Origin of the sequence: Paraburkholderia podalyriae (genome assembly GCF_014397785.1) — a bacterium.
In the GTDB taxonomy this organism is placed as follows: domain Bacteria; phylum Pseudomonadota; class Gammaproteobacteria; order Burkholderiales; family Burkholderiaceae; genus Paraburkholderia; species Paraburkholderia podalyriae.
On sequence record NZ_VZQQ01000004.1, the window covers coordinates 23,339 to 42,583 of the forward strand.

The 19,245-nt window shown below is 61.0% G+C and carries 13 protein-coding genes and 1 pseudogene; 4 read left to right on the forward strand and 10 right to left on the reverse strand.

What is annotated here, in order from left to right; all coding sequences use genetic code 11:
- The first annotated feature begins 328 nt into the window (after window positions 1-328).
- Window positions 329-1,642 (forward strand): O-antigen ligase family protein, encoded by a 1,314-nt coding sequence (locus F6X42_RS05560; RefSeq protein WP_187633245.1) that lies wholly within the window; start codon window positions 329-331, stop codon window positions 1,640-1,642.
- Here the strand turns inward: F6X42_RS05560 and F6X42_RS05565 are convergent.
- The 6 genes from F6X42_RS05565 to F6X42_RS05590 form a co-directional block, all read right to left on the reverse strand.
- The gene (locus F6X42_RS05565; protein WP_187633246.1) at window positions 1,618-2,808 is read right to left on the reverse strand and encodes a glycosyltransferase family 4 protein; all 1,191 of its coding nucleotides are present in this window, start codon (window positions 2,806-2,808) and stop codon (window positions 1,618-1,620) included. The two genes, F6X42_RS05560 and F6X42_RS05565, sit on opposite strands and share 25 nt — an antisense overlap.
- Window positions 2,809-2,860: 52 nt before the next feature.
- Entirely contained in the window at window positions 2,861-4,177 is a 1,317-nt protein-coding gene (locus F6X42_RS05570; RefSeq protein WP_187633247.1) for a lipopolysaccharide biosynthesis protein, read from the reverse strand.
- Window positions 4,178-4,193: 16 nt separating this feature from the next.
- Entirely contained in the window at window positions 4,194-5,204 is a 1,011-nt protein-coding gene (locus F6X42_RS05575; protein ID WP_187633248.1) for a glycosyltransferase family 2 protein, read from the reverse strand.
- 69 nt (window positions 5,205-5,273) lie between these two features.
- On the reverse strand, window positions 5,274-6,731 hold the full coding sequence (locus F6X42_RS05580) for a hypothetical protein (protein WP_246529977.1): 1,458 nt from the start codon (window positions 6,729-6,731) through the stop codon (window positions 5,274-5,276).
- Window positions 6,732-6,761: 30 nt separating this feature from the next.
- Window positions 6,762-7,877 carry a glycosyltransferase family 4 protein gene (locus tag F6X42_RS05585; protein ID WP_187633250.1) on the reverse strand — a complete coding sequence of 372 codons (1,116 nt, stop codon included), beginning with the start codon at window positions 7,875-7,877 and terminating at the stop codon, window positions 6,762-6,764.
- 59 nt (window positions 7,878-7,936) lie between these two features.
- Window positions 7,937-10,261: a polysaccharide biosynthesis tyrosine autokinase gene (locus F6X42_RS05590; RefSeq protein ID WP_187633251.1), complete on the reverse strand. Its 2,325-nt coding sequence runs from the start codon at window positions 10,259-10,261 to the stop codon at window positions 7,937-7,939.
- 813 nt (window positions 10,262-11,074) lie between these two features.
- On the opposite strand from F6X42_RS05590, the gene F6X42_RS05595 reads away from it, so the two are divergent.
- Both F6X42_RS05595 and F6X42_RS05600 read left to right on the forward strand, forming a co-directional pair.
- Entirely contained in the window at window positions 11,075-12,007 is a 933-nt protein-coding gene (locus tag F6X42_RS05595) for a helix-turn-helix domain-containing protein (RefSeq protein WP_187633252.1), read from the forward strand.
- A gap of 59 nt (window positions 12,008-12,066) precedes the next feature.
- Window positions 12,067-13,083, forward strand: a complete 1,017-nt coding sequence (locus tag F6X42_RS05600) for an ATP-grasp fold amidoligase family protein (protein WP_187633253.1) — start codon at window positions 12,067-12,069, stop codon at window positions 13,081-13,083.
- A 49-nt stretch (window positions 13,084-13,132) separates the two neighbouring features.
- Here F6X42_RS05600 and F6X42_RS05605 read toward each other — a convergent pair whose 3' ends face one another.
- The 4 genes from F6X42_RS05605 to F6X42_RS05620 all read right to left on the reverse strand — a co-directional run bounded on the left by F6X42_RS05605 (window position 13,133) and on the right by F6X42_RS05620 (window position 16,996).
- Entirely contained in the window at window positions 13,133-13,849 is a 717-nt protein-coding gene (locus tag F6X42_RS05605; RefSeq protein ID WP_312892492.1) for a substrate-binding domain-containing protein, read from the reverse strand.
- A gap of 5 nt (window positions 13,850-13,854) precedes the next feature.
- A complete protein-coding gene (gene ligK / locus F6X42_RS05610; protein ID WP_187633254.1) occupies window positions 13,855-14,538 on the reverse strand; it encodes a 4-carboxy-4-hydroxy-2-oxoadipate aldolase/oxaloacetate decarboxylase in 684 nt (227 codons plus the stop codon).
- A 2-nt stretch (window positions 14,539-14,540) separates the two neighbouring features.
- Complete coding sequence (locus F6X42_RS05615) at window positions 14,541-15,566, reverse strand: amidohydrolase family protein (RefSeq protein ID WP_187633255.1); 1,026 nt, start codon at window positions 15,564-15,566, stop codon at window positions 14,541-14,543.
- A 71-nt stretch (window positions 15,567-15,637) separates the two neighbouring features.
- Complete coding sequence (locus F6X42_RS05620; RefSeq protein ID WP_187633256.1) at window positions 15,638-16,996, reverse strand: MFS transporter; 1,359 nt, start codon at window positions 16,994-16,996, stop codon at window positions 15,638-15,640.
- 950 nt (window positions 16,997-17,946) lie between these two features.
- On the opposite strand from F6X42_RS05620, the pseudogene F6X42_RS05625 reads away from it, so the two are divergent.
- Window positions 17,947-19,040, forward strand: a pseudogene (locus F6X42_RS05625) (porin).
- Window positions 19,041-19,245: the final 205 nt, after the last annotated feature.

Below are 19,245 nucleotides of genomic sequence, written 5' to 3' on the forward strand. Positions count from 1 at the left end.
TCGTGCCCCGATGAATTCATCATAGTGAGACCGCGTTGCGACGCGGCCCATCTGGCGCGAAGCGCGGAAGTTTTGGCGGCGCTCGCGGACTGCGTTTAGCAAGCTTGCGAACGAGCTTGCACTTGTATTGCAGAAGAAGCGCGCGATTGGAAATAAGCGCTCACACGTGCTACCGTTTGATGAACGTGCCGCGGCATTCATGTCAAAGATAAACAACGGTGTGATGCTGCGCGGCCACACTGTGAGTTTTCCGCTTTTCCCAATCTCGCCATCATCCAGCGCATGGGCACAACCCAACCGGCGCGCCATCCGCTATTCTGGAGTTGCAATGGCCTATCTCTCGCTACTCGCACTTTTCCTGACGGTCACGAACTTCGTGCCCATCAGTGCGATCGGCTTTGTTCCGCTGCTATTGCTCGCATGGCGCTTTTACGGCCGCAGTTACCCGGCGTTCATCACGCCGCTCACCGCTTTTACGGCGCTCGCGATCGTCTCGACGCTGCTCTATGATCCGCAGTCGTTCGTCGACTTCGACTTCTATCGGCGCGATGGCAATTTTTTCATCTCCTATGCGCCCATTTTTGCCGGTTGTGTATACGCCCATCGCTGGGATCTGAACAGGATCCTGCGCGCGTTGTTCATTTTCGCGGTCCTCGTCAATCTGCCGATGTACGTCTACTACATCGCCACGAACGGGCTGTTCAGCATCTTCGTGAACCCGGCCGACAGTTTCGGCAGCTACTTCATTGCCCGCAACGCGGCCGGCGGCTTTCTGGCGATGCTGTTCTGTCTCGGCGTAGCCTGCTACCTGCAAAAGCGCAGCAAACTGCTGATCGCGCTGCTCGTCTGCAATGTGCTGATGCTGTTTTCGACCTATAGCCGCGGCTCGCTGCTTGGCGCCGCGGCGGTTCTGCCCTATCTGTACTTTGGCCGCAAGCGCTGGATTCTGGGCTCGCTGATCGCCGTGCTGCTGGCCGCCTCGCTCGCCATCGCGATCTACCATACCGAGCCGAACGTCGACTACATGGGCTATACGTTCGCGATCCACGCCAATGACGCCAAGGTCAACAACCTGAACATTCGCTACGAGTGGTTGTGGCCGCGAGCGCTCGCGTATTTCGAGCAAAGCCCGCTCGTCGGTCTCGGCTTCGGCTCCTTCGACGACCATATCGGCAGCCTCGCTTCGTACTTCCATCTGTTCGCGGTGCCGTCCGACATCGTGATCGAGCACAGCGACTCGCATGCTCACAACTCGTTCCTGAATATCCTGGCAGAGCTCGGCGCCGTCGGCTTGACGCTGATCCTCGCGTTCTTCTGGAGACTGATCGACTGGAGCAAGCAGGGGGCGGCGTATGCCGCGTTGGTCGCGGGGGGCCGGCAGTTCGCGGCGTTCCGCTTCGTCGAGATTTCGTCGGTTTGCCTGCTGGTGATGTCGGCAACCGAGCATCGGCTGGTCACGCCGTCGAATGTATTGATTCTTTCTCTGGTGATCTCGCTGCTGCTCGCCGCGCGTCCGCTAGCGGTCACCGCATTCCGGCCCGGTCCGCGCGGAGCGCGCAAGGCGGGCATCGCGGGTACGCGAGCTACACAACCCCCGCCCGTACCCCAGCGCCCGACTCACGGCGTAACGTCGGCAAGATGACGCTCTTCTGCCGGCAGCGACTGACTCGGCGCATAGGGAAGAAACTGTTCGACGCACGCATACGGAAGCCGGGCGTCGACGAAGCCCATCAGCGCGTTCTTGAAATTCTCCGACGAAAAGCGCTCGGCATTCTTGCGGCACACGCGTGCGTCGAATAAGGCTACGTGGCTCTCGAACCGGCTAACGGCTTCGAGCAAGGACCCAGTGGTTTGCTCACCGAAGAAAACGCCGGTGGGTCGTTCTAGCGGCAATCCCACCACCGATTCAAGCGCGCCGCCGCGGCCGAAGGCGATCACCGGCGTGCCGCATGCCTGCGCTTCGACCACCGAAATGCCGAAGTCTTCTTCCGCCGCGAACACGAATGCGCGCGCGCGCCGCAAATGATCGACCAGCACATCGGAGGGCTGATGCCCGAGAATCTGTACGTTACCGCCGGCCACCGATTTGATCTTCTTCATCTCGGGACCGTCGCCGATCACGACCAGCTTGCGCTCGGGCGTTTGCGAAAAGGCCTGAACGATCAGATCGATACGCTTATAAGGCACCATCCGCGACGCCGTCACGTAGAAATCCTCTTTCTCCGTACCAATGGACATATTCGCCAGATCGACTGGCGGATAGATCACGGTCGCTTCGCGCTGATAGGCCTTTTTTATGCGGCGCGCAATGAACTGAGAATTCGCGACGAGATGATCGACGCCGTTCGCGGAACGCGAATCCCAGCCTCGAATGTAATGAAGCAGCACCCGCGCCAAGACCGAGCGCAGACCTGTGTCCAGATGCGATTCGCGCAGGTACTGGTGTTGCAGATCCCACGCATAGCGGATCGGCGAATGAATGTAGCTGATATGCACCTGGTTCGGCCCGGTCAACACACCTTTGGCGACCGCGTGCGAACTCGAAATGACGAGATCGTAGCCGGACAGATCCACCTGCTCGATCGCAATCGGCATCAACGGCAGATAGGCGCGGTATCGTCTTCGCGCAAAGGGCATCTTCTGGATGAACGACGTGTTGACGGACTTCCCCTTCACGCAATCGCGGTCTTCGAGAAAATCGACAATCGAAAAGACGTCCGCGTCCGGAAAGCACTCGATGATGTTCTTCAATACTTTCTCGGCGCCGCCGGACACTACCAGCCAATCGTGAACAATAGCGACTTTCACTTCGACCTCCTGGTCACGAACCAACCAAACTTCCGCACACCCACGCGCTACTTCAGTCGTCCTTTGCGCCGCCCGCCTGCGTACGAAGCCCACACACCACCCGCACCCGCGCTAGTGCCCTCTCGGCGCCGGGCAACAGGCCGACCAGCTCGAGGTGAATCAATACGCTGAGCAGCGTCACCGACAACGCCGCTTCGCCGATCACCCGAGCAGACGCCATGCCAATCGCGCCGAAACGCGGCGCGAGAACCAGCGCCGACGCGAGATTGACCAGCGCCGCGGCGGCGCCGGCAATCGCGAGCACCCGGTCTTTCCTGCGCGGCACGAATACATAGAATGCGACCAGCTCATTGAAGGCCGCGAACGGGAACATCCATGCGAACACCTGCAATACATGCACACTCGGCTCGAACGCAGCGCCGAGGATCAGCGGCAACACGAAGGGCGAAAGCGTCAACGCGCCGCACAACACGAGTACGCCGTAGCCGATCAGCAACATGGCGCCGCGCCGCGTCGTGACATGCGCGCCTGCCTTGTCGCCCTGCGCGAGTTGCCGGGTTATCGTCGGAATAAAGACCTGCGCCGCGGGGGCCATCAGGCCCAGTCCGATCGTCGCGAAACGCTCAGCCGCGCCGAAATAGCCGACCTGCGCGGGCGTTGAGAACAAGGTCAGCAAATACGTCGACGATGCCGTCAACACGATCGAGCCAGACGAATAGCAGAACAGCATCGTCGAGTTGCGCACGAGCGGCACGACGCCGGAAAACCTGAGACGTGGCAAGCCGAGTTGCCATGTCGCCAATCCATACGAAACGATCGACGACGCGATAGCCGCGATCAGCGAACTCGCCAACACCCAAACGGCGTCATCCGGTCCTTTGACGAGCGTCAGCACCAGCGCGAGACTCAGAGCGAAGCCGAACACTTCGATGATGATCGGCGTGCGAAAGTAATGCCGCCCCTGATATAGCCAGCCGAGATTCAGCGCCTGCACGATGCCGAGCAAGGTCGCGAGCAGGCCGATCAGCGGCTGCTCCGACAAGACCGGCGAGCTCCACGTCGCGACGATGCCGATGACCGCGCCGATCGCGGCGAGCACCAGGCGCGCGCTGACATGCAGCGAGTAAATCGCATTGCATTCCCGCGGCGACCGCGCTTTCGCCATCTCGCGCATGCCGACGAACGTGAAGCCGAAGCTGACGAGCATCCATATCACGTTCGACAGCGACATCGACGCGAGCACCCGCCCATACTCCGCCACACCCAGCACTCTTCCATAGAACGGCACGACAATGAGGAGGTACACATACCTCAACAGGTAGCCGCCGTACATAAATGCGATTACGTTTGCGCTCGCTCGTCTATCCATGCCGTCCCCCTTCGCCTCAGCGTCCTGCGACACGATGGCGCGCAAGCGGGTTCGCGATATAACGCACCGCGAAATCCGACAGCGGCGAGTAAGGCACGAGACATAGACTCGACAGTACGAGCGTGCCGAGCTTCTTCTTCAGGCTCCAGAACGGATTCGCGATGATCGTATGCAGATAGTTGCGCGAATCGAGCAGCATCCAATGCCAACGCCTGAAAAGCGTGGCGCGATAAACGGAAGAGCAGAACCTCGCTTTCTCGTGCGAGAAGTCGAGAAATGTCGCCGGTAGTTCGATGTCGAGCCGGACGTTGGCAATGTTGCGCAGGATGGCCCAGCGCATGTTGAACGCGCGCGGCGCTTTGGTCAGTTGTTCCGAGTTCGCGAACGACACGGATTCACTGCCCGCGTTATGCACCCGGTAGCCGCCTAGCGACTTCGGCACGGTCGCGACAGGTCCAGTCAGCGCGACGCCATAAATTGCGTAAAAGTCCGCGCCATAGCGATTCACGCCCTCTTCGGGGACCGGGAAGATCTGCTTGAGCGCACTCACCCGGTAAGCATTGCCGGAGGCGGGCGGCGACGGATAAAGCCAACCGCGGCGCAACAGCCTGCCGCAGTCGTGTGGCGGCTCGCTATGCGGCACGTAGGCCCCCGTCAATGCACCTTCGTGGTCCATCACGTCGAGCCGGAATTGCACCTTGGCCCACTCGCCGTCCTCGAAAAAGCGCATCACTTCGGTGACTGCGGAGGGGTACAGCACGTCGTCGGAATCGAGAAAGATCACATACCCGGTGGTGAGCGACGCGATTGCGCAGTTGTAGGCGGATACCTGTCCGCCATTCTTCTTGCACAGCGGCAGCACGCGATCGCCATAGCTTGCGATGATTTCGCGTGAAGCGTCGGTCGAGCCATCGTCGACGACCATCACCGTGGTCGCCGGATAGTCCTGCGCGAGCGCCGAGTCGATGGCCGCAGCCAGATAGCGCTCGTAGTTGTAATTGCAAATCGCAATGGTGACCTGTTTCATGATGTGTCAACGCTATCCATCAGGTTCGATCCGCCGGCTCCCGGCGGCCGTCAAGCTCGCGAAATATCGCTATGCCACTCCCTGCGTCACACGACGTACCACCAGATAAGCCAGATGTTTGGGCGGATTGTTACCTGCGCCGTTCACCTGGTCGGGTACCTTGAATCGCACGTTCATCAAATCGTTGTCCCAATTCAATACAACATTGCCCGATGTGCTCGCCTCGCCGCTCAGCGCGTCGATGAAATCGGCCTGTACCGCGCGCGCGCGCAGCGCTTGCAGCCCGCCGATGGAAATGTTCTGCCAGCCCGCGCTGCTGCTCACCTGCATCACGAGGTCGCTGCCGGAAAGCAAGGCATTCGCAGTAACCCCCGGGGCGCACTGCAGCGGCTTCGAAAAACTCGCCAGATGCCCACCCGCGGTTTGATGCAACACGATCAAGCTTCGACCGGAAACGTTGTAGGTTCGTTCAGGCGGACCGGGATGCGTGAGGCGAAACGGTTCATAGCCGTCCCAGTGATAGATCATCGACACGTACTTGTCCGGATCGTCCCAATTCCTGCCGAGCGCCCACACCGCGAAATCGAAGAAATAGCGCGGCAAATAGTGCGGGTCTTTGATGTACTCGTTGCCAATCTCCGTTTGCCAGATGCCGCGCGCGGGACCGTTCTTCACGTATTGCTGATACAGCGATTCCATATCGGCGACCGGCAGATAATGCGTGTCGATGTAGTCGACCCAGTCGAGCATGCGCTCTTTCAATATGGGGCTGCGGTATTCGAGCCAGCGGCGGAAGTTGTCGAGTCCGCCCTGATCCGGCCAGCCGCCATAGACCACATACGAGCGATAACTGCGAATGATGCGTGCCGCCGGAATATGAACGCGCTCGACGTAATCCTGCATCGCGCGTTCGTACGGTTTCGAGCGCTTTTCGTCCTTGCTGAACTCCGGGCCGTGCCAGAACACGGACTGCGGCAAGCCGCCGGACAACTTGCCGGCCGCCTCGTTCCAGATCTGGAAATAGCGCAGGTTATAAGGCGGCGCAGAATACTTGCGGACCACCGCGTCGACATACCGCTTCCACGCGCCCACATCGACCGGTGCCGAATTGCTGTCGCCCGGCACACTCGCATTCCATCTCGGCGTAAAGCCGAGCAGCAGCAGCGAACCGATTCCATTGCGTTCGTTTCGCAACAGTGCCGGCGGCAGATCGCCATTGAACGCCGAGCCCGTTTTGTCGATGCGCATCGCCTCGCCGGGCCCATGAGGCTGACCGGGGCCGACCGTGTCGCGCCCCCAACTGATGCCCATCGCTCGCCACATCTCGATGTCAGCGGCCGATCCGGCCCAGCCGTTCGCGCCGATCAGATCGGTGATCATGCGGGCGCGCGCGTTGGCGGGCGCTGCGTCCCGTACCAATGCGACAGCGGGCCTGAGATTCGACAACGGCCCGGCCGCACCCGCCGCCAACGCGGCGAGTGTGCGCAATGCACGTCTTCTGCCAGCACGGGTCTTCATGCGATCCATGTTCGTACTCATGTTCGTGCTCACCCATCGCTAGCTCGTCGACGCGCGCGGCGTCAGTTCGGACAGCCGTTCGCCGGTCTTGACATCGAGGATGTCGAGCACCGTTTGCGCCGCGCGCTCCCAGCGAAACTCGCGCGCATGCAGCAGCCCCGCGTTGCGGTAACGTTGACGAAGATCGGCGTCGCTCATCATCTGCGCGATCTTTGCGGCGATGTCGTCCGCAGACGTCGCGTCGCAGTACATCGCGGCGTCTCCGCAGGCTTCCGGTATCGACGTGCGCGCGGACGCGATCACCGGACAGCCGCAATACATCGCTTCCAGAGGCGGCAAGCCGAAGCCTTCGTACAACGACGGAAACACGAGGCATCCAGCGTTCTCGTACAGCCCCTTCAGCTCCGCGTCCGACACGAATCCGGCCCACACCACCTGCCGCGAATGCACCGGATGCTCGACGCCTGCACTGCTGAAGATGCGCGGATACTGTTTTCCCACAATGACGAATTTGACGTCGCTCAGATGCCCGAGCCGCACGATCGCATCGAGCACGCCGCGCAGATTCTTTCGCGGGTCGAGACTGCCGACGACCACGCAATAAGCGTCCCTGTTCAATTCGAGCCGTTGCAACACCGAGGGGTCGGCAACGATACGGTCGAGATGATCTGCGCCGGGTGCCACCACTTTCACACGCGATTCGTCGATCTTCAGATGATGGCAGATACGCATTTTCGAAAACGTCGACACCGTAAGAACGATCGGACGCGTGCGGGGCAATAGAGCGAAACAGATGCGATACCAGAGCCGGAATTTCCTCGAGAAGCCTTGCGGCACGTCAAAGATGGCCATGTCGTGAACCATCACGACCTGATGGTGCTTGAACAGTGGATTCGTATTGCACAAACTCAGCAGTGTGACGCCGCGTGCGGCGATCGGCAGCGTGATCTGCTCCCACAACGTGCCGCGCAGCCACGGAAAGCGCCGTTGCCGCTTGAGCAATGCGCCCGGCTCGATCGTATTTTGCGGCACGAACACCTCGGGTTCGTCACCCGGTGCGGCGCGCATCTGCATGGCCCTCGTCAGCTCATACGCAACGCGTTGAACCCCCGTGACGGGCTGCGAAGTAAACTTTCCGTTGATTGCAAAGGCCATCTGATTCTCCGTTTTACGCCATCGCGAACCCGCGTTACCGCGTTGATGTTCCCCCACGCTCAGGCGCGTCGCGGCGCTTGCTGCTCGACGTCGTTGTTGCCAAAATCGCTGGCATAGTTCGTTTCGTAGCCATAGTTCTTGGTGCTTCGACGCAGCGGAATGCCGTTGAACACCGCGCCCGCAATGCGCCCTTCCGCGCGCTCCACCTTTCTGAGCGTGTCGGCGATCTCCTCCTCGCTTTGCATGCCCGAGCGCAACACGAGCAAGGACGCGCCCGCCTCGTTCGCGACGATCGATGCGTCGGTCACCGCGAGGAAAGGCGGCGTATCGATGATCACCAGATCGAACTGGGTCGACAGCCGCTCCAGTACATCCTTCAGGCGCGGCCTCATCAACAGCGCGGCGGGGTTCTCCGGGCGCACGCCGCACGACAGGAACGTCAATCCGTCGATAGGAGTCGCGCGCAACGCATTGCGTAGCGGCAAGCGTTCCGACAGCACTTCCGAAAGACCGCCACGATTGCTCTCGTTGAATAGCGAGGCGAGATGACCGCGCCGCATATCGGCATCGATCAGTACCACGCGCGAACCGATTTCCGCGTGCAGGATCGCCAGATTCGCGGCGACGAAGCTCTTGCCGGCGGACGGCGTGGGCCCGATGATCATCACGATGTTGTTGCGCGCGTGCGCGAGATCGCGCGTGAGGGCGGTCCGTACGCTGCGCAGCGCTTCGACCGACGTGTCGTGCGGAAAGCGCGCGGCGAGAATCCTGCTCTGCCCGCCGGCATCGAGCTGAATGTCGTGCAGACTTTTCGGCACCGGTGGATGGGCACGCCCGGCCATTGACGGCAGCGATTTGCGCCCCGCTGTCGTCGCATCCCGATCGAGCAGCAGTTGCTGATGGCTGAACAGAATCTCGCCAAACATCGGCACGCTCAACTCACGCTCGACGTAGCGCGGATCCGTCACGCCGATCATCACGTGGCGGCGCATGAAGACCAACATGACACCGGACACGATACCGAGTACCAGGCCACCGCCGAGCACGAGAATCGGCTGCGGCCTGACCGGCATATGCGGTCTCATCGCCTGGTCGAGAATGTGCGCGCCACCCGTCGTGCTGGCGCGGCGCACCTGCAATTGCTCGGCTTTCTGCACCATGCCGAGATAAACCGTTTCCGCAACCTTCTGCGCACGGATCAGATCGACGCTCGCGCGCTCCGACGCCGGCATGCCGTTGAAATGGTCGGAGAATTTCGCTTTCGCTTCTTTCAACTGCGTCAGTTGCTCGTCGACGTTCTGCACCCAGCGGCTCTGTTCGGTGTAGCGCTCGAGCAATTGCGTGCGCTGCAATTGCAGCGCCGCGATCTGCTTGTCGAGATCCAGACCGCCCTGCAAATAGGCTTGCGCCTCGTTGGTCGGCTGCATCGATTGCGCGTTCGAGCGGAAGTTCTTCAGCGCTTCCTCGGCTTTTCGCAGATCGCCGAGTAGGCGCGGAAGCTCACCGTTAATGAACGCGAGCGTCTGCGTGTCGTTCGATTGCCGGCTCGCCACCGCGTATGCGAGGTATTGCTCTCCCAATGCATTGGCGACGGCCGCGGCTTTGTCCGGACTCTTGTCGCGGTACTGTATCTGCAGCAGCCCCGAGTCCTTCACCTTGTCGCCTATCTTGACGAGACCCGTGAAGCGCTTGATGGCATCCAGTTCGTTCCAGCGGATCACTTCGAACTTCGTGCCCGGCCGCGCGTCGAGTTCCTTCACGAGCATCGACACGCCGTTCTGCTTGACCGGCATGCCGACCACGCCTGTCGCCAGCAACTCGCCGGACGGGGCGTGCAATTCGTAGGCGCCGTGCTCGAGCGCGGTCAAGGTCAGCTTCTCCTCCTCGAGTTCGCGCGGTACGTCGAGCGCGGCGATCTGCACACGCTCGCCGCCCCATGCATACGATTTCAGCCCGAGCCACGGCGCAGAAGGCTGTCCTGGCGTAGCGAATTTTTCGGCAATGTCGCCGAGCACCGGAAGCTTGTGCGGCTTCACCGAAATGTCGAAACGGAACTGGTCGATGACCGGCTGCAAAACCGACCGGCTTTCCATGACCGCCATTTCGGTGACAGACGACGGCGCCGGCGGCGGCATCAGTTCCTGGTTTTGCAACGCGAGTCCGAGCGCGTTCGGTTCAGGCGGGTCCACGCGGACGATTACGTCGGCGGAATAGATAGGTGTGGCAATCATAAGATACGCGACAGCGAGCGTAAGGACGACGACCGTCGTCACCACGATCTCCCAGATGTGGTCGCGCATTAACGTGAGCATCCCGCTGGCAGTCAGCTGTCTGCGCTCGGTATCAGCAGCGGGATAGAGCGAGTTTTGCGGATAGTAATCCACCGGTCTGATCCTTGCAGGTTGATGAAACAAAACGATCGGAGATCGCCTTGCGTCGCCACGTCGTCGCCGTTTATGCCGCCGGCCGGATAGGCCCTCGATTGGCTGGCAGCACGGCGAAGCGACGTGCTGTGTCGGGTTAGGTCGGGGAGCCGTGTTCGGGGACCTCTCGAACCACGGAAGGCTACACACCTATTGCTTATCCACCGCGGCATTGCCGATTGTTCTTCTCACGAATCAGGGAACGCGAAGCCCGCCATTCACGTAATCCGCGATTGACAATTTCTCTCTCGATGTTGCGGTGAAGCATAGTCCGCAAAGGATCAAGGCATTCGCCGGCGGCCCAAAGTAAGGTGCTATTGGCCGATAACGCGGAGCCTTTTACAAATGAAACAGAAGCCAGAAAGGCTTGTTGCGATCTGCAATTGCTGTAACAGAGTTATACGGCAAGCACCGTTCATCGCGACAGAACGCGAATTGCACGGTCTATGTGCGAGAAATGACGCCGTTATCCCGCTAATCGCGCCGAAACCATGCCACTCGGCGCATTCCGTTGATCCCGGTTGATTTCGCTTGCAAGAATCGCGCTAATCGATCGGGAAAAAAATGCCGCGCAACGTTAATTGGTAGCACGCATTTCAGCGAATAGCGAGGTAATAATTTCTGCGATCCTGTCGATTACGCCAAAACACCCACGCATGCCGGCCAAGCTCGTCTCGCCCAATTCGATGCGCTAATCTCAATGCGTAGATTTTCCTGACTGGAGAAGCTCGCGTGATGAAGCACATTGGTCTATTCGTCTTTCAGGATTGTTCGATGGCAAGTACCGGCGCGATCGGCGACGCGTTCCGGCTTGCCAATGAGTGCAAGAGAACGGCTGGCGAAGAGGCGCCATACCGGTTTACCGTGGTATCCGACGGCGGCGGTCTCGTGACCAGTTCCTCTGGCATATCGATCTGGACGCAAGGACTCGAACGGTACTGTCTCGCCGATTTCCACGCGTTCTTCGTCGCGTGCCGCGACGTCACCGAAGTCGCGGAATCCAACGACCGCTTTCTATCGTGGATCTCGCTGCAAGGATCGATCGCATCGTTCGGCATGCAACAGGGCGCCAATCTGGCGGTCGTCTGCAACGATCCGCTGCAATCGATCGTGCCGATCTTTCTGTTCGATGACAGCGGTGACGCCGCGCGCACGCAAAGCAATGTGACGCCGACCGATCTTGCGCTTGCGCAGATCGAACGCGACATCAATACCGATACCGCCCGCAAGATCGGCCGCGTCCTGCAAACCGGCTACGCCGAGAAAAGCCGCTCGGAGTTCGACGACGTCAACATCACGACGACGACGGAGAAGATTCGCGAATCGGCGCGCTGGATAAAGGAGAACTACAGCAAGGCAATTTCGGTTGCGCAGGCCGCCGAATCGGTTGCAATGAGCAAGCGCAACTTCCAGCGCCGCTTTAAATGCGAGTTCGGCATGACGCCGCTCGAATATCTGCTGCGCACACGCTTCGAGATCGTTCGCTCGATGCTGAAGAACACCGATTTGCCGGTCGACAAGATCGCGCGCCGCTGCGGAATGGGCGACGGCAATCGGCTCGGGCGGCTATTCAAGGAGCGCTATGGCATGTCGCCGACGCAATTCCGCGCGCAACAGCATGTCGATGCGGAGGACCGCTGGCTGACGCCGGAGGAAAGCTGGAGCGCCGCGACCGAGATGTTGCGGCAGGCACCGCTGACACTTTGATTTCGATTCCCTGTTACTCCGAGGACGATTCGTCGACTCGACCGCAAAGGGATTAGAACATGACAATCATCAAATCGGCCCGGCTAGCCGCGGACGACGGGGCCGTCGCGCCGGAAAACATGGCCTCCCTACCGACCGGCGACGACGCCTTGTCCGCGCCCGGCGAGCGGCCGGGGCTGCACGCCGGTGCGCATGCCTCGCACGGGGAATCGCCGTCGACCGTGAGAAAGGTCAAGGAAGCGGCGAAAACGCTGTTGCCGGACGCCCTTTTCCTAAGCCTGTTACATCACAAATGCATTGGCCGCTATCCGAACCTGATTCGTCCAGTGACGTTCAACGAGAAGATCCTGCAGCGCAATCTTCACCCGGATCCGCGGTATATCGCGCTGACCGACAAGCTGCTGGTGCGCGAATATGTTGCCCGGAAGATCGGCGACCAGCATTTGATACCGCTAATCGCGGCGCCCGATGCGTTCACGCCCGAAGTGTTCGACGCGCTCCCCGATGCTTTCGTGATGAAAGCCAATCACGGCAGCAGCTACGTCGAACTAGTGAGAAGCAAATCGGAGACCTCGTTCGAGAAGCTGAAGAAGCTCGCCGACCAATGGCTGCGCGCCGAATTCTATTACGTCGGGCGCGAGCGGCACTATCGGAAGATCAAGCCACGCATTTTCTTCGAGCAACTGCTGCTCGATCAGCGCGGCCAGATTCCGGCCGATTTCAAGCTGCACTGCTTCGGCGGGCGGCCCGGGCGGCCGATCATCTATATCCTCGTGATCTCGGATCGATTCGGTAACGCGACGCACGGCGACGTGTACGACATCGACTGGAATCATCTCGACATCGCAATCGGCGACTACAAGCGCAGCGCGGCGCCCGCTCCGCGCCCGCCGCATCTGCAGGTCGTGCTCGATGTCGCGGCCCGTCTGTGCGAAGACTTCGACTACGTACGCGTCGACCTGTATGCGCCGGACAATCTCGTTTATTTCGGCGAACTGACGTTTACGCCCGGCGCGGGCGTGCTGCCCTTCACGCCGGACAGTATCGATTACGAGTGGGGCAAGCTGTTGGCCTGAACGCGCTTTCATGCGTAGATCGGTCCACCGCGGCGAGCGCGGCCGGCGATCAAGCCGGCGACATGCCGTTTTTCAGCTTCGCGCCGTCGGCCTCGCGTGATGCCAGAAACGCCAGCAGCGCCTGCGCCGCTTCGCGCTGGCGCGCCGCCGTGCAGATCGCGGCGGTGAAGGTCGTCGTGGACTGGACGGCGGCCGGAAGCTCACCGAGCACGTCGACGCCCGGTACGTGAATCAATTCGCTCATCTGCTGAAAGCCAAGCGCGACTTCTCCACGCGCGACGAGCGTGCCGACCGGCACCCCGGACGGCGCCTTCACGAGGCGCGACGCAATTTGCCCGGCAATGCCCCAGCGTTCGAACAGCTTCTGCAGATACGTGCCACTCGGCCCCGTCGAGTAACCGATGCTGCGCGCACCGAGAATCGCGTCTCGCAGCGCCGCTTCGGTCGCGATGTCTGGGCGCGTTTCTCCGGCCGCGACCGCGACCGCGATGCCCGAGCGCGCCAGCCCGACGCGGCTCGTCGCATCGACGCGGCCTGCCGCCACGAGCCGCTCGATCGCGCCCGCGGCGAGCACGACGACATCGAATACTTCGTCATCCTCGACACGGCGCGCCGCGTCGACGCCGCCAACCGATTCGATCGCGACGCCCTGCCCCGTGCGCCGCGCGTATGACGCGGCGAGTTCGGCCAGCACGCGGCGCGTGGCCATCGACGAAATACCGGTGATCGGCGCGCGCGTGGCTTGATCGTTGATTACTGGTACCACGGCTGTCAGTCCTTGTAATGCAGTCCGGCCTGTTCGAGCGGCCCGCGCATGTCGTACATGTCGAGACCGAGCACGCCGGAGGCGAGTTTCGCGCGTTTAGCGGCTTCGTTGGCCTCGCGCGCCGCGGCCTTGTCGAGCACCGCCTGCGCGGCGGCCGCCGGCACCACGGCCACGCCATCGTCATCGGCGACGACGACGTCGCCCGGCGCAACGAGTGCGCCCGCGCACACGACCGGAATGTTCACCGAGCCGAGCGTCGCCTTGACCGTGCCTTTCGCGGAAATGGCCTTGCTCCAGACCGGGAAGTTCATTTCGGTTAGCACGCTGACGTCGCGCACGCCGGCGTCGATGATCAACGCATGCGCGCCGCGCGCCTTGAAGCTGGTTGCGAGCAGATCGCCGAAGTAGCCGTCAGTGCTCTCCGCGGTGACGCCCGCGACCACGACGTCGCCCGGCCGGATCTGTTCGGCCGCGACGTGCAGCATCCAGTTGTCGCCCGGTTGCAGCAGCACCGTGACGGCCGTGCCGCTCGCGCGCGCGCCGGTATAGATCGGACGCATATACGGTTTGAGCAGGCCCGTGCGGCCCATGGCTTCATGCACGGTGGCCGAACCGAGCGCGCCGAGTTTCGCGGCAACGTCCGCATCCGCGCGCTGGACGTTGCGATAGACGACTCCGATTTCATACATGATTACAGCCCCTTCGTTTTCAACAAGGCATCGAGACGCGGATAGACCCGCCGCGCGTTCCCTTCGTAGATCTTGTGACGCTCTTCTACGTCGACGTGCGCCGCTTCGATATAACGCTTGGTGTCGTCGAAATAGTGACCGGTTTCCGGATCGATGCCGCGCACCGCGCCGATCATCTCGCTCGCGAACAGGATGTTGTCCACGGGAATCACGCGGCTGAGCAGATCGATACCCGGCTGATGATAGACACAGGTGTCGAAAAACACATTGTTCAGCAGGTGATCCTTCAGCAACGGCTTTTTCAGTTCCTGCGCGAGGCCCCGGAAACGACCCCAGTGATACGGCACCGCGCCGCCGCCGTGCGGAATCACGAAACGCAGCGTCGGGAAATCGCGGAACAGGTCCGAGCTCAGGCATTGCATGAACGCGGTGGTATCCGCATTCAGGTAGTGCGAACCCGTGGTGTGAAAGCAGGCATTGCAACTCGTGCTCACGTGAATCATCGCGGGAATGTCGTACTCGACCATCTTCTCGTAGATCGGATACCAGTAGCGCTCAGACAGCGGCGGGCTGGTCCAGTGGCCCCCCGAAGGATCGGGATTCAGATTGATCGCGACGTTGCCGTACTGTTCGACGCATTTGACGAGTTCGGGAATACAGGTGGCCGCATCGACACCCGGGCTTTGCGGCAGCATCGCGGCCGGCACGAAGTTCTCGGGAAACAGCTGGCTCACGCGATAGCACAGTTCGTTGCAGATCGCGGCCCACGTGTTCGAGATTTCGAAGTCGCCGATGTGGTGCGCCATAAAGCTCGCGCGCGGACTGAAGATCGTCAGATCGAGACCGCGCTCGCGCATCAGTTTCAGCTGGTTGCTTTCGATCGACTCGCGCAGATCGTCGTCGCTGATCTGCAATTCCGACACCTTCGGCATCCCGGACGGATTCCTGATGCCTGCGATCTGGCGGTTACGCCACGTCTCCAACGCTTTGGGCGCGGTGGTGTAATGGCCGTGAATGTCGATGATCACCGTGATTCCTCAGTAGATGAATTTGACCAGCGGCGCGCGCCGAACGCTCGCGCGCCGCGTTCCTGCCTGCGTCAATGCGCAGTATTCGGCTGGGCCACCGCTTCGCCGCCGCCCACACGCTGGCTCGCCAGGATGGCGGTGGCGGCCAGCGTGGCGGGAATCGCGAGCATCGCCAGGATCGCGCCGAACTGCCAGCCGAGGCCGAGCAGCGCGCCGCCGATCGCCGAGCCGAAGATGCTGCCGAAGCGGCCCATGCCGAGCATCCAGCTCACACCGGTCGCGCGCGCAACGGTCGGGTAACGGCCGGGCGCAAATGCGTTCAGGCCGGTTTGCGCGCCGCTCATGCAGAAGCCCGCGGCAAACACGAGCAGGGCGAGCGACGAAGACAGCGCACCGATGTAGCCGAGCCCGAGCACGCACAGTGCCCCGCCGATATACGCGGCGCTGATGACCGGCGCCGGACGCGTCTTGTCCATGATCCAGCCGACGAGGATCGCGCCGATCGTACCGCCGATCTGGAACATCGCCGTGACGTTGGCCGCGGTCGTGACGGACAGACCCGCGTCCTTCATCAGCGTCGGCAGCCAGCCGGTCAGCAGATAGATCACGAGCAGGCCCATGAAATATGTGACCCATAGCGCGATCGTCATCGAGCCATAACCTTGCAAGAACAGCACGCCGATAGGCTTGCAAGTCGGCAGCGGCGGTTCGCTCGACACGAACACTTCATTGCCGGTGAAGTGCACGCCGCACACCCGGCCGAGCACCTTGCCGATGCGCTGCGCAGGCGCACCGCGCACCGCGAGCAGACGGGCCGACTCAGGCAGCAGCCAGATCTGGAACGGGATCAGCACGAGCGGCAGCGCGCCGCCGAATATCAGCACCGAGCGCCAGCCATGAACCGGAATCAGCCAGCCGGCTGCGAAGCCGATCAATGCCGAGCCGAGATTGAAGCCCGTAAACATCACGGTGATCAGCAACGCGCGCTTGCGTTGCGGCGCGTACTCGGACAGCAGCGTCGTCGAGTTCGGCATTGCGGCACCCAGGCCGATACCGCTCAACAGACGCAGCGCCGCCATCGAAAACGGCGATTGCGTGAACGCGGTTGCGATCGTGAACACGCCGAACACAAACACCGACGTAATCAACACCCACTTGCGGCCGATGCGGTCCGACGCCGGACCCGCGAACAATGCGCCGATCACGAGACCGATCGGCGCCGCGCTCATCACGAGCCCGAATTCAGGGCGCGAAATCGCCCATTCATGAATGATGGACGGCGCGACGAAACCCATGATCGCGACGTCCATTCCGTCGGCGGTTACGATCAGAAAGCACAGCGCTACCAATAGCCACTGGTAGCGCGAAATAGGCCGTTCGTCGATGAACGCCTTGATATCAATCCGGTTACCGCTGGTAGTACTCGTCATCGAAACTCTCCTGTCTCCTTCATTGGTCTCATCGCGCGCCCGAAGCGGGTTGCTTCGCAAACTACGTCGATCCCGTAACCATCGTGGCGATGGGTCCTTACACGCCATACTCAAGTAACTGACGTGAAGGTACGTTTCGTCTTTCGCGGGCCAAAGCGCGGGTTAACCATGTGATCGAAGCGAGTATCCGCATTTTCACCGTTCCGCATAGCGCCGGCGAAGCGGGGCCGATTCGCGCAAAGCCCCGTCGGACAAGCGCTCAGGTCAGACCGCAGGCCCTTGGCAGCGGGCTCGCCGAGTGCGACTTTGTGCACACTCTGATAAACACAACAGATGACTCGGGAACGAACTCGCATAACCGGTGTACCTGGCGACCGCCGGGTACGGATAGACCGGACGCGACGCCGTCACGTTGCTCGACGAATCGGTCTGATACGCCATCACGGAAGTCGGCACCTTGGCTTCTTCGGCGGCTCTCCGATACGCCGGCTCGTCCATCCAGATTACGCTCGGCACCATCGACATCTTGTGCGACTGCACGCCATAACTTTTTTAGATGCGAAAAGAAACAAATTGAAATGCATTGGGCCGCGATGAGTCGCGCTGAGATTTTCGAGTACTTCTTCGATCCCTATTGATCCGACGCGAACATAAAACTTTTATCTTTCAATGAACTACGACGCATACCAGGAAATGATGTGATCAGCGCGCCGCCGTTCGAGTTCGCATAAACCCCGCGATGTCAAACAGCCTGCTGTTCAATCAGTTGCGCTTTTCGGACCGGCCGCGCCACTTCCTCATGAACATCGCGCCGACTATATTGAGCCCCGTTCACCGGTGCTCGACTTGTTTTGCACCACGAAGACCAACCGAGATCTTCGTGATCCGCCAAGACGGCACAGCTATACGGCTTCGTTTGGCAAAGCTAAATATAAACGGAGATCATTTCGATGAAGAAGACGCAGATCGCGCTCGCCGTTCTCGCGAGTACCTCGATGTCGACGGCAGCGCATGCGCAAAGCAGCGTCACCCTCTTCGGCCTCATGGATACCGGGGTGACGTATGTGAGCAACCAGGGGGCAAAAGCAACATCAAGATGGATGACGGCGTCAACGGCCCGAACCTGTGGGGCATCAGAGGTTCGGAAGATCTCGGCGGTGGCACCAAGGCCATCTTCGAGCTCGTGAACCAGTAGCAGTTGAACAACGGGCAATTCATGCCTAATTCGAGCTTGTTCAGGCGTCTTTCGTACATGGGGCTCGTCAACGATCGCCTCGGCCAGTTCACGCTCGGTAACCAGTACGACTTCATGACGGACTCGCTGTTCGCCAGCGGTAACGATCCCGCCAACGTTTCCGGCCACTTCTACGCATTCCGCGCGGGTCCGTTCCAGAAACTCGCTCTGCCGCAGAATCCGACCGGCGCCTTCGACTGGGACCGCATGACCGGCGTCAGTCTCAATGACTCCGTCAAATATCAGTCGCCAGTGTTCGGCGGGTTCAGCGCGGGCGCGATGTATGGCTTCGGCAACGTATCGGGCTCCATCGGCGCGGGCAATGCGACCAGCTTCGCGCTCAACTATGCGGCGAATTCTTTCGGCGCCAACGCCGCCTATACGAATGTGAAGTACTACACCGCGGGCTCGCCGCAGGTCAGCGTGCGTAACAGGGGTCTCGGCGTGCACTACCGGTTCGGTGCGTGGTTCACCAACGCGCTGTTCACGACCGTGCACAACTCGGCGAATGGCTGCTCGGTCTATGAAGGCTCGGTCGGTGCGCAGTACCGGTTCACACCGGCACTCACCACGGGCGCGTCGTATATGTACATGAAGGGCAATTCGGTCGTCGACAATAATCGCGCTCACCAGGTCGCGGCGATCGTCGACTACTCGCTGTCGACGCGCACGAGCGTCTATGTGATGGGCCTGTATCAGCGCGCAAGCTCGGGTGGCCTGGCGCAGATCAACGGCATGAACAGCGCGAAGGGCGCGTCGAGCGGCCAGACGCAGGCAATCGCACGCGTCGGCTTGCATACGCACTTCTGATTCAACAAGTATTCGTGAATGGCCTGAAGGGCGAAGCCGCCACTCAGGTCATTTTTATTTTGCGGCGGCATAACGCGCCCCATCGCCCGGTGAAACCACCGAACCCTCCGCGCTGCAACCTTCGAGCCAGCGTCTGCCCCGTGGTCAGGAATGTCGCATGCTGCGTTTCCCACGGCGGGACGGCGTTCCTGTGCGATGTGAATCC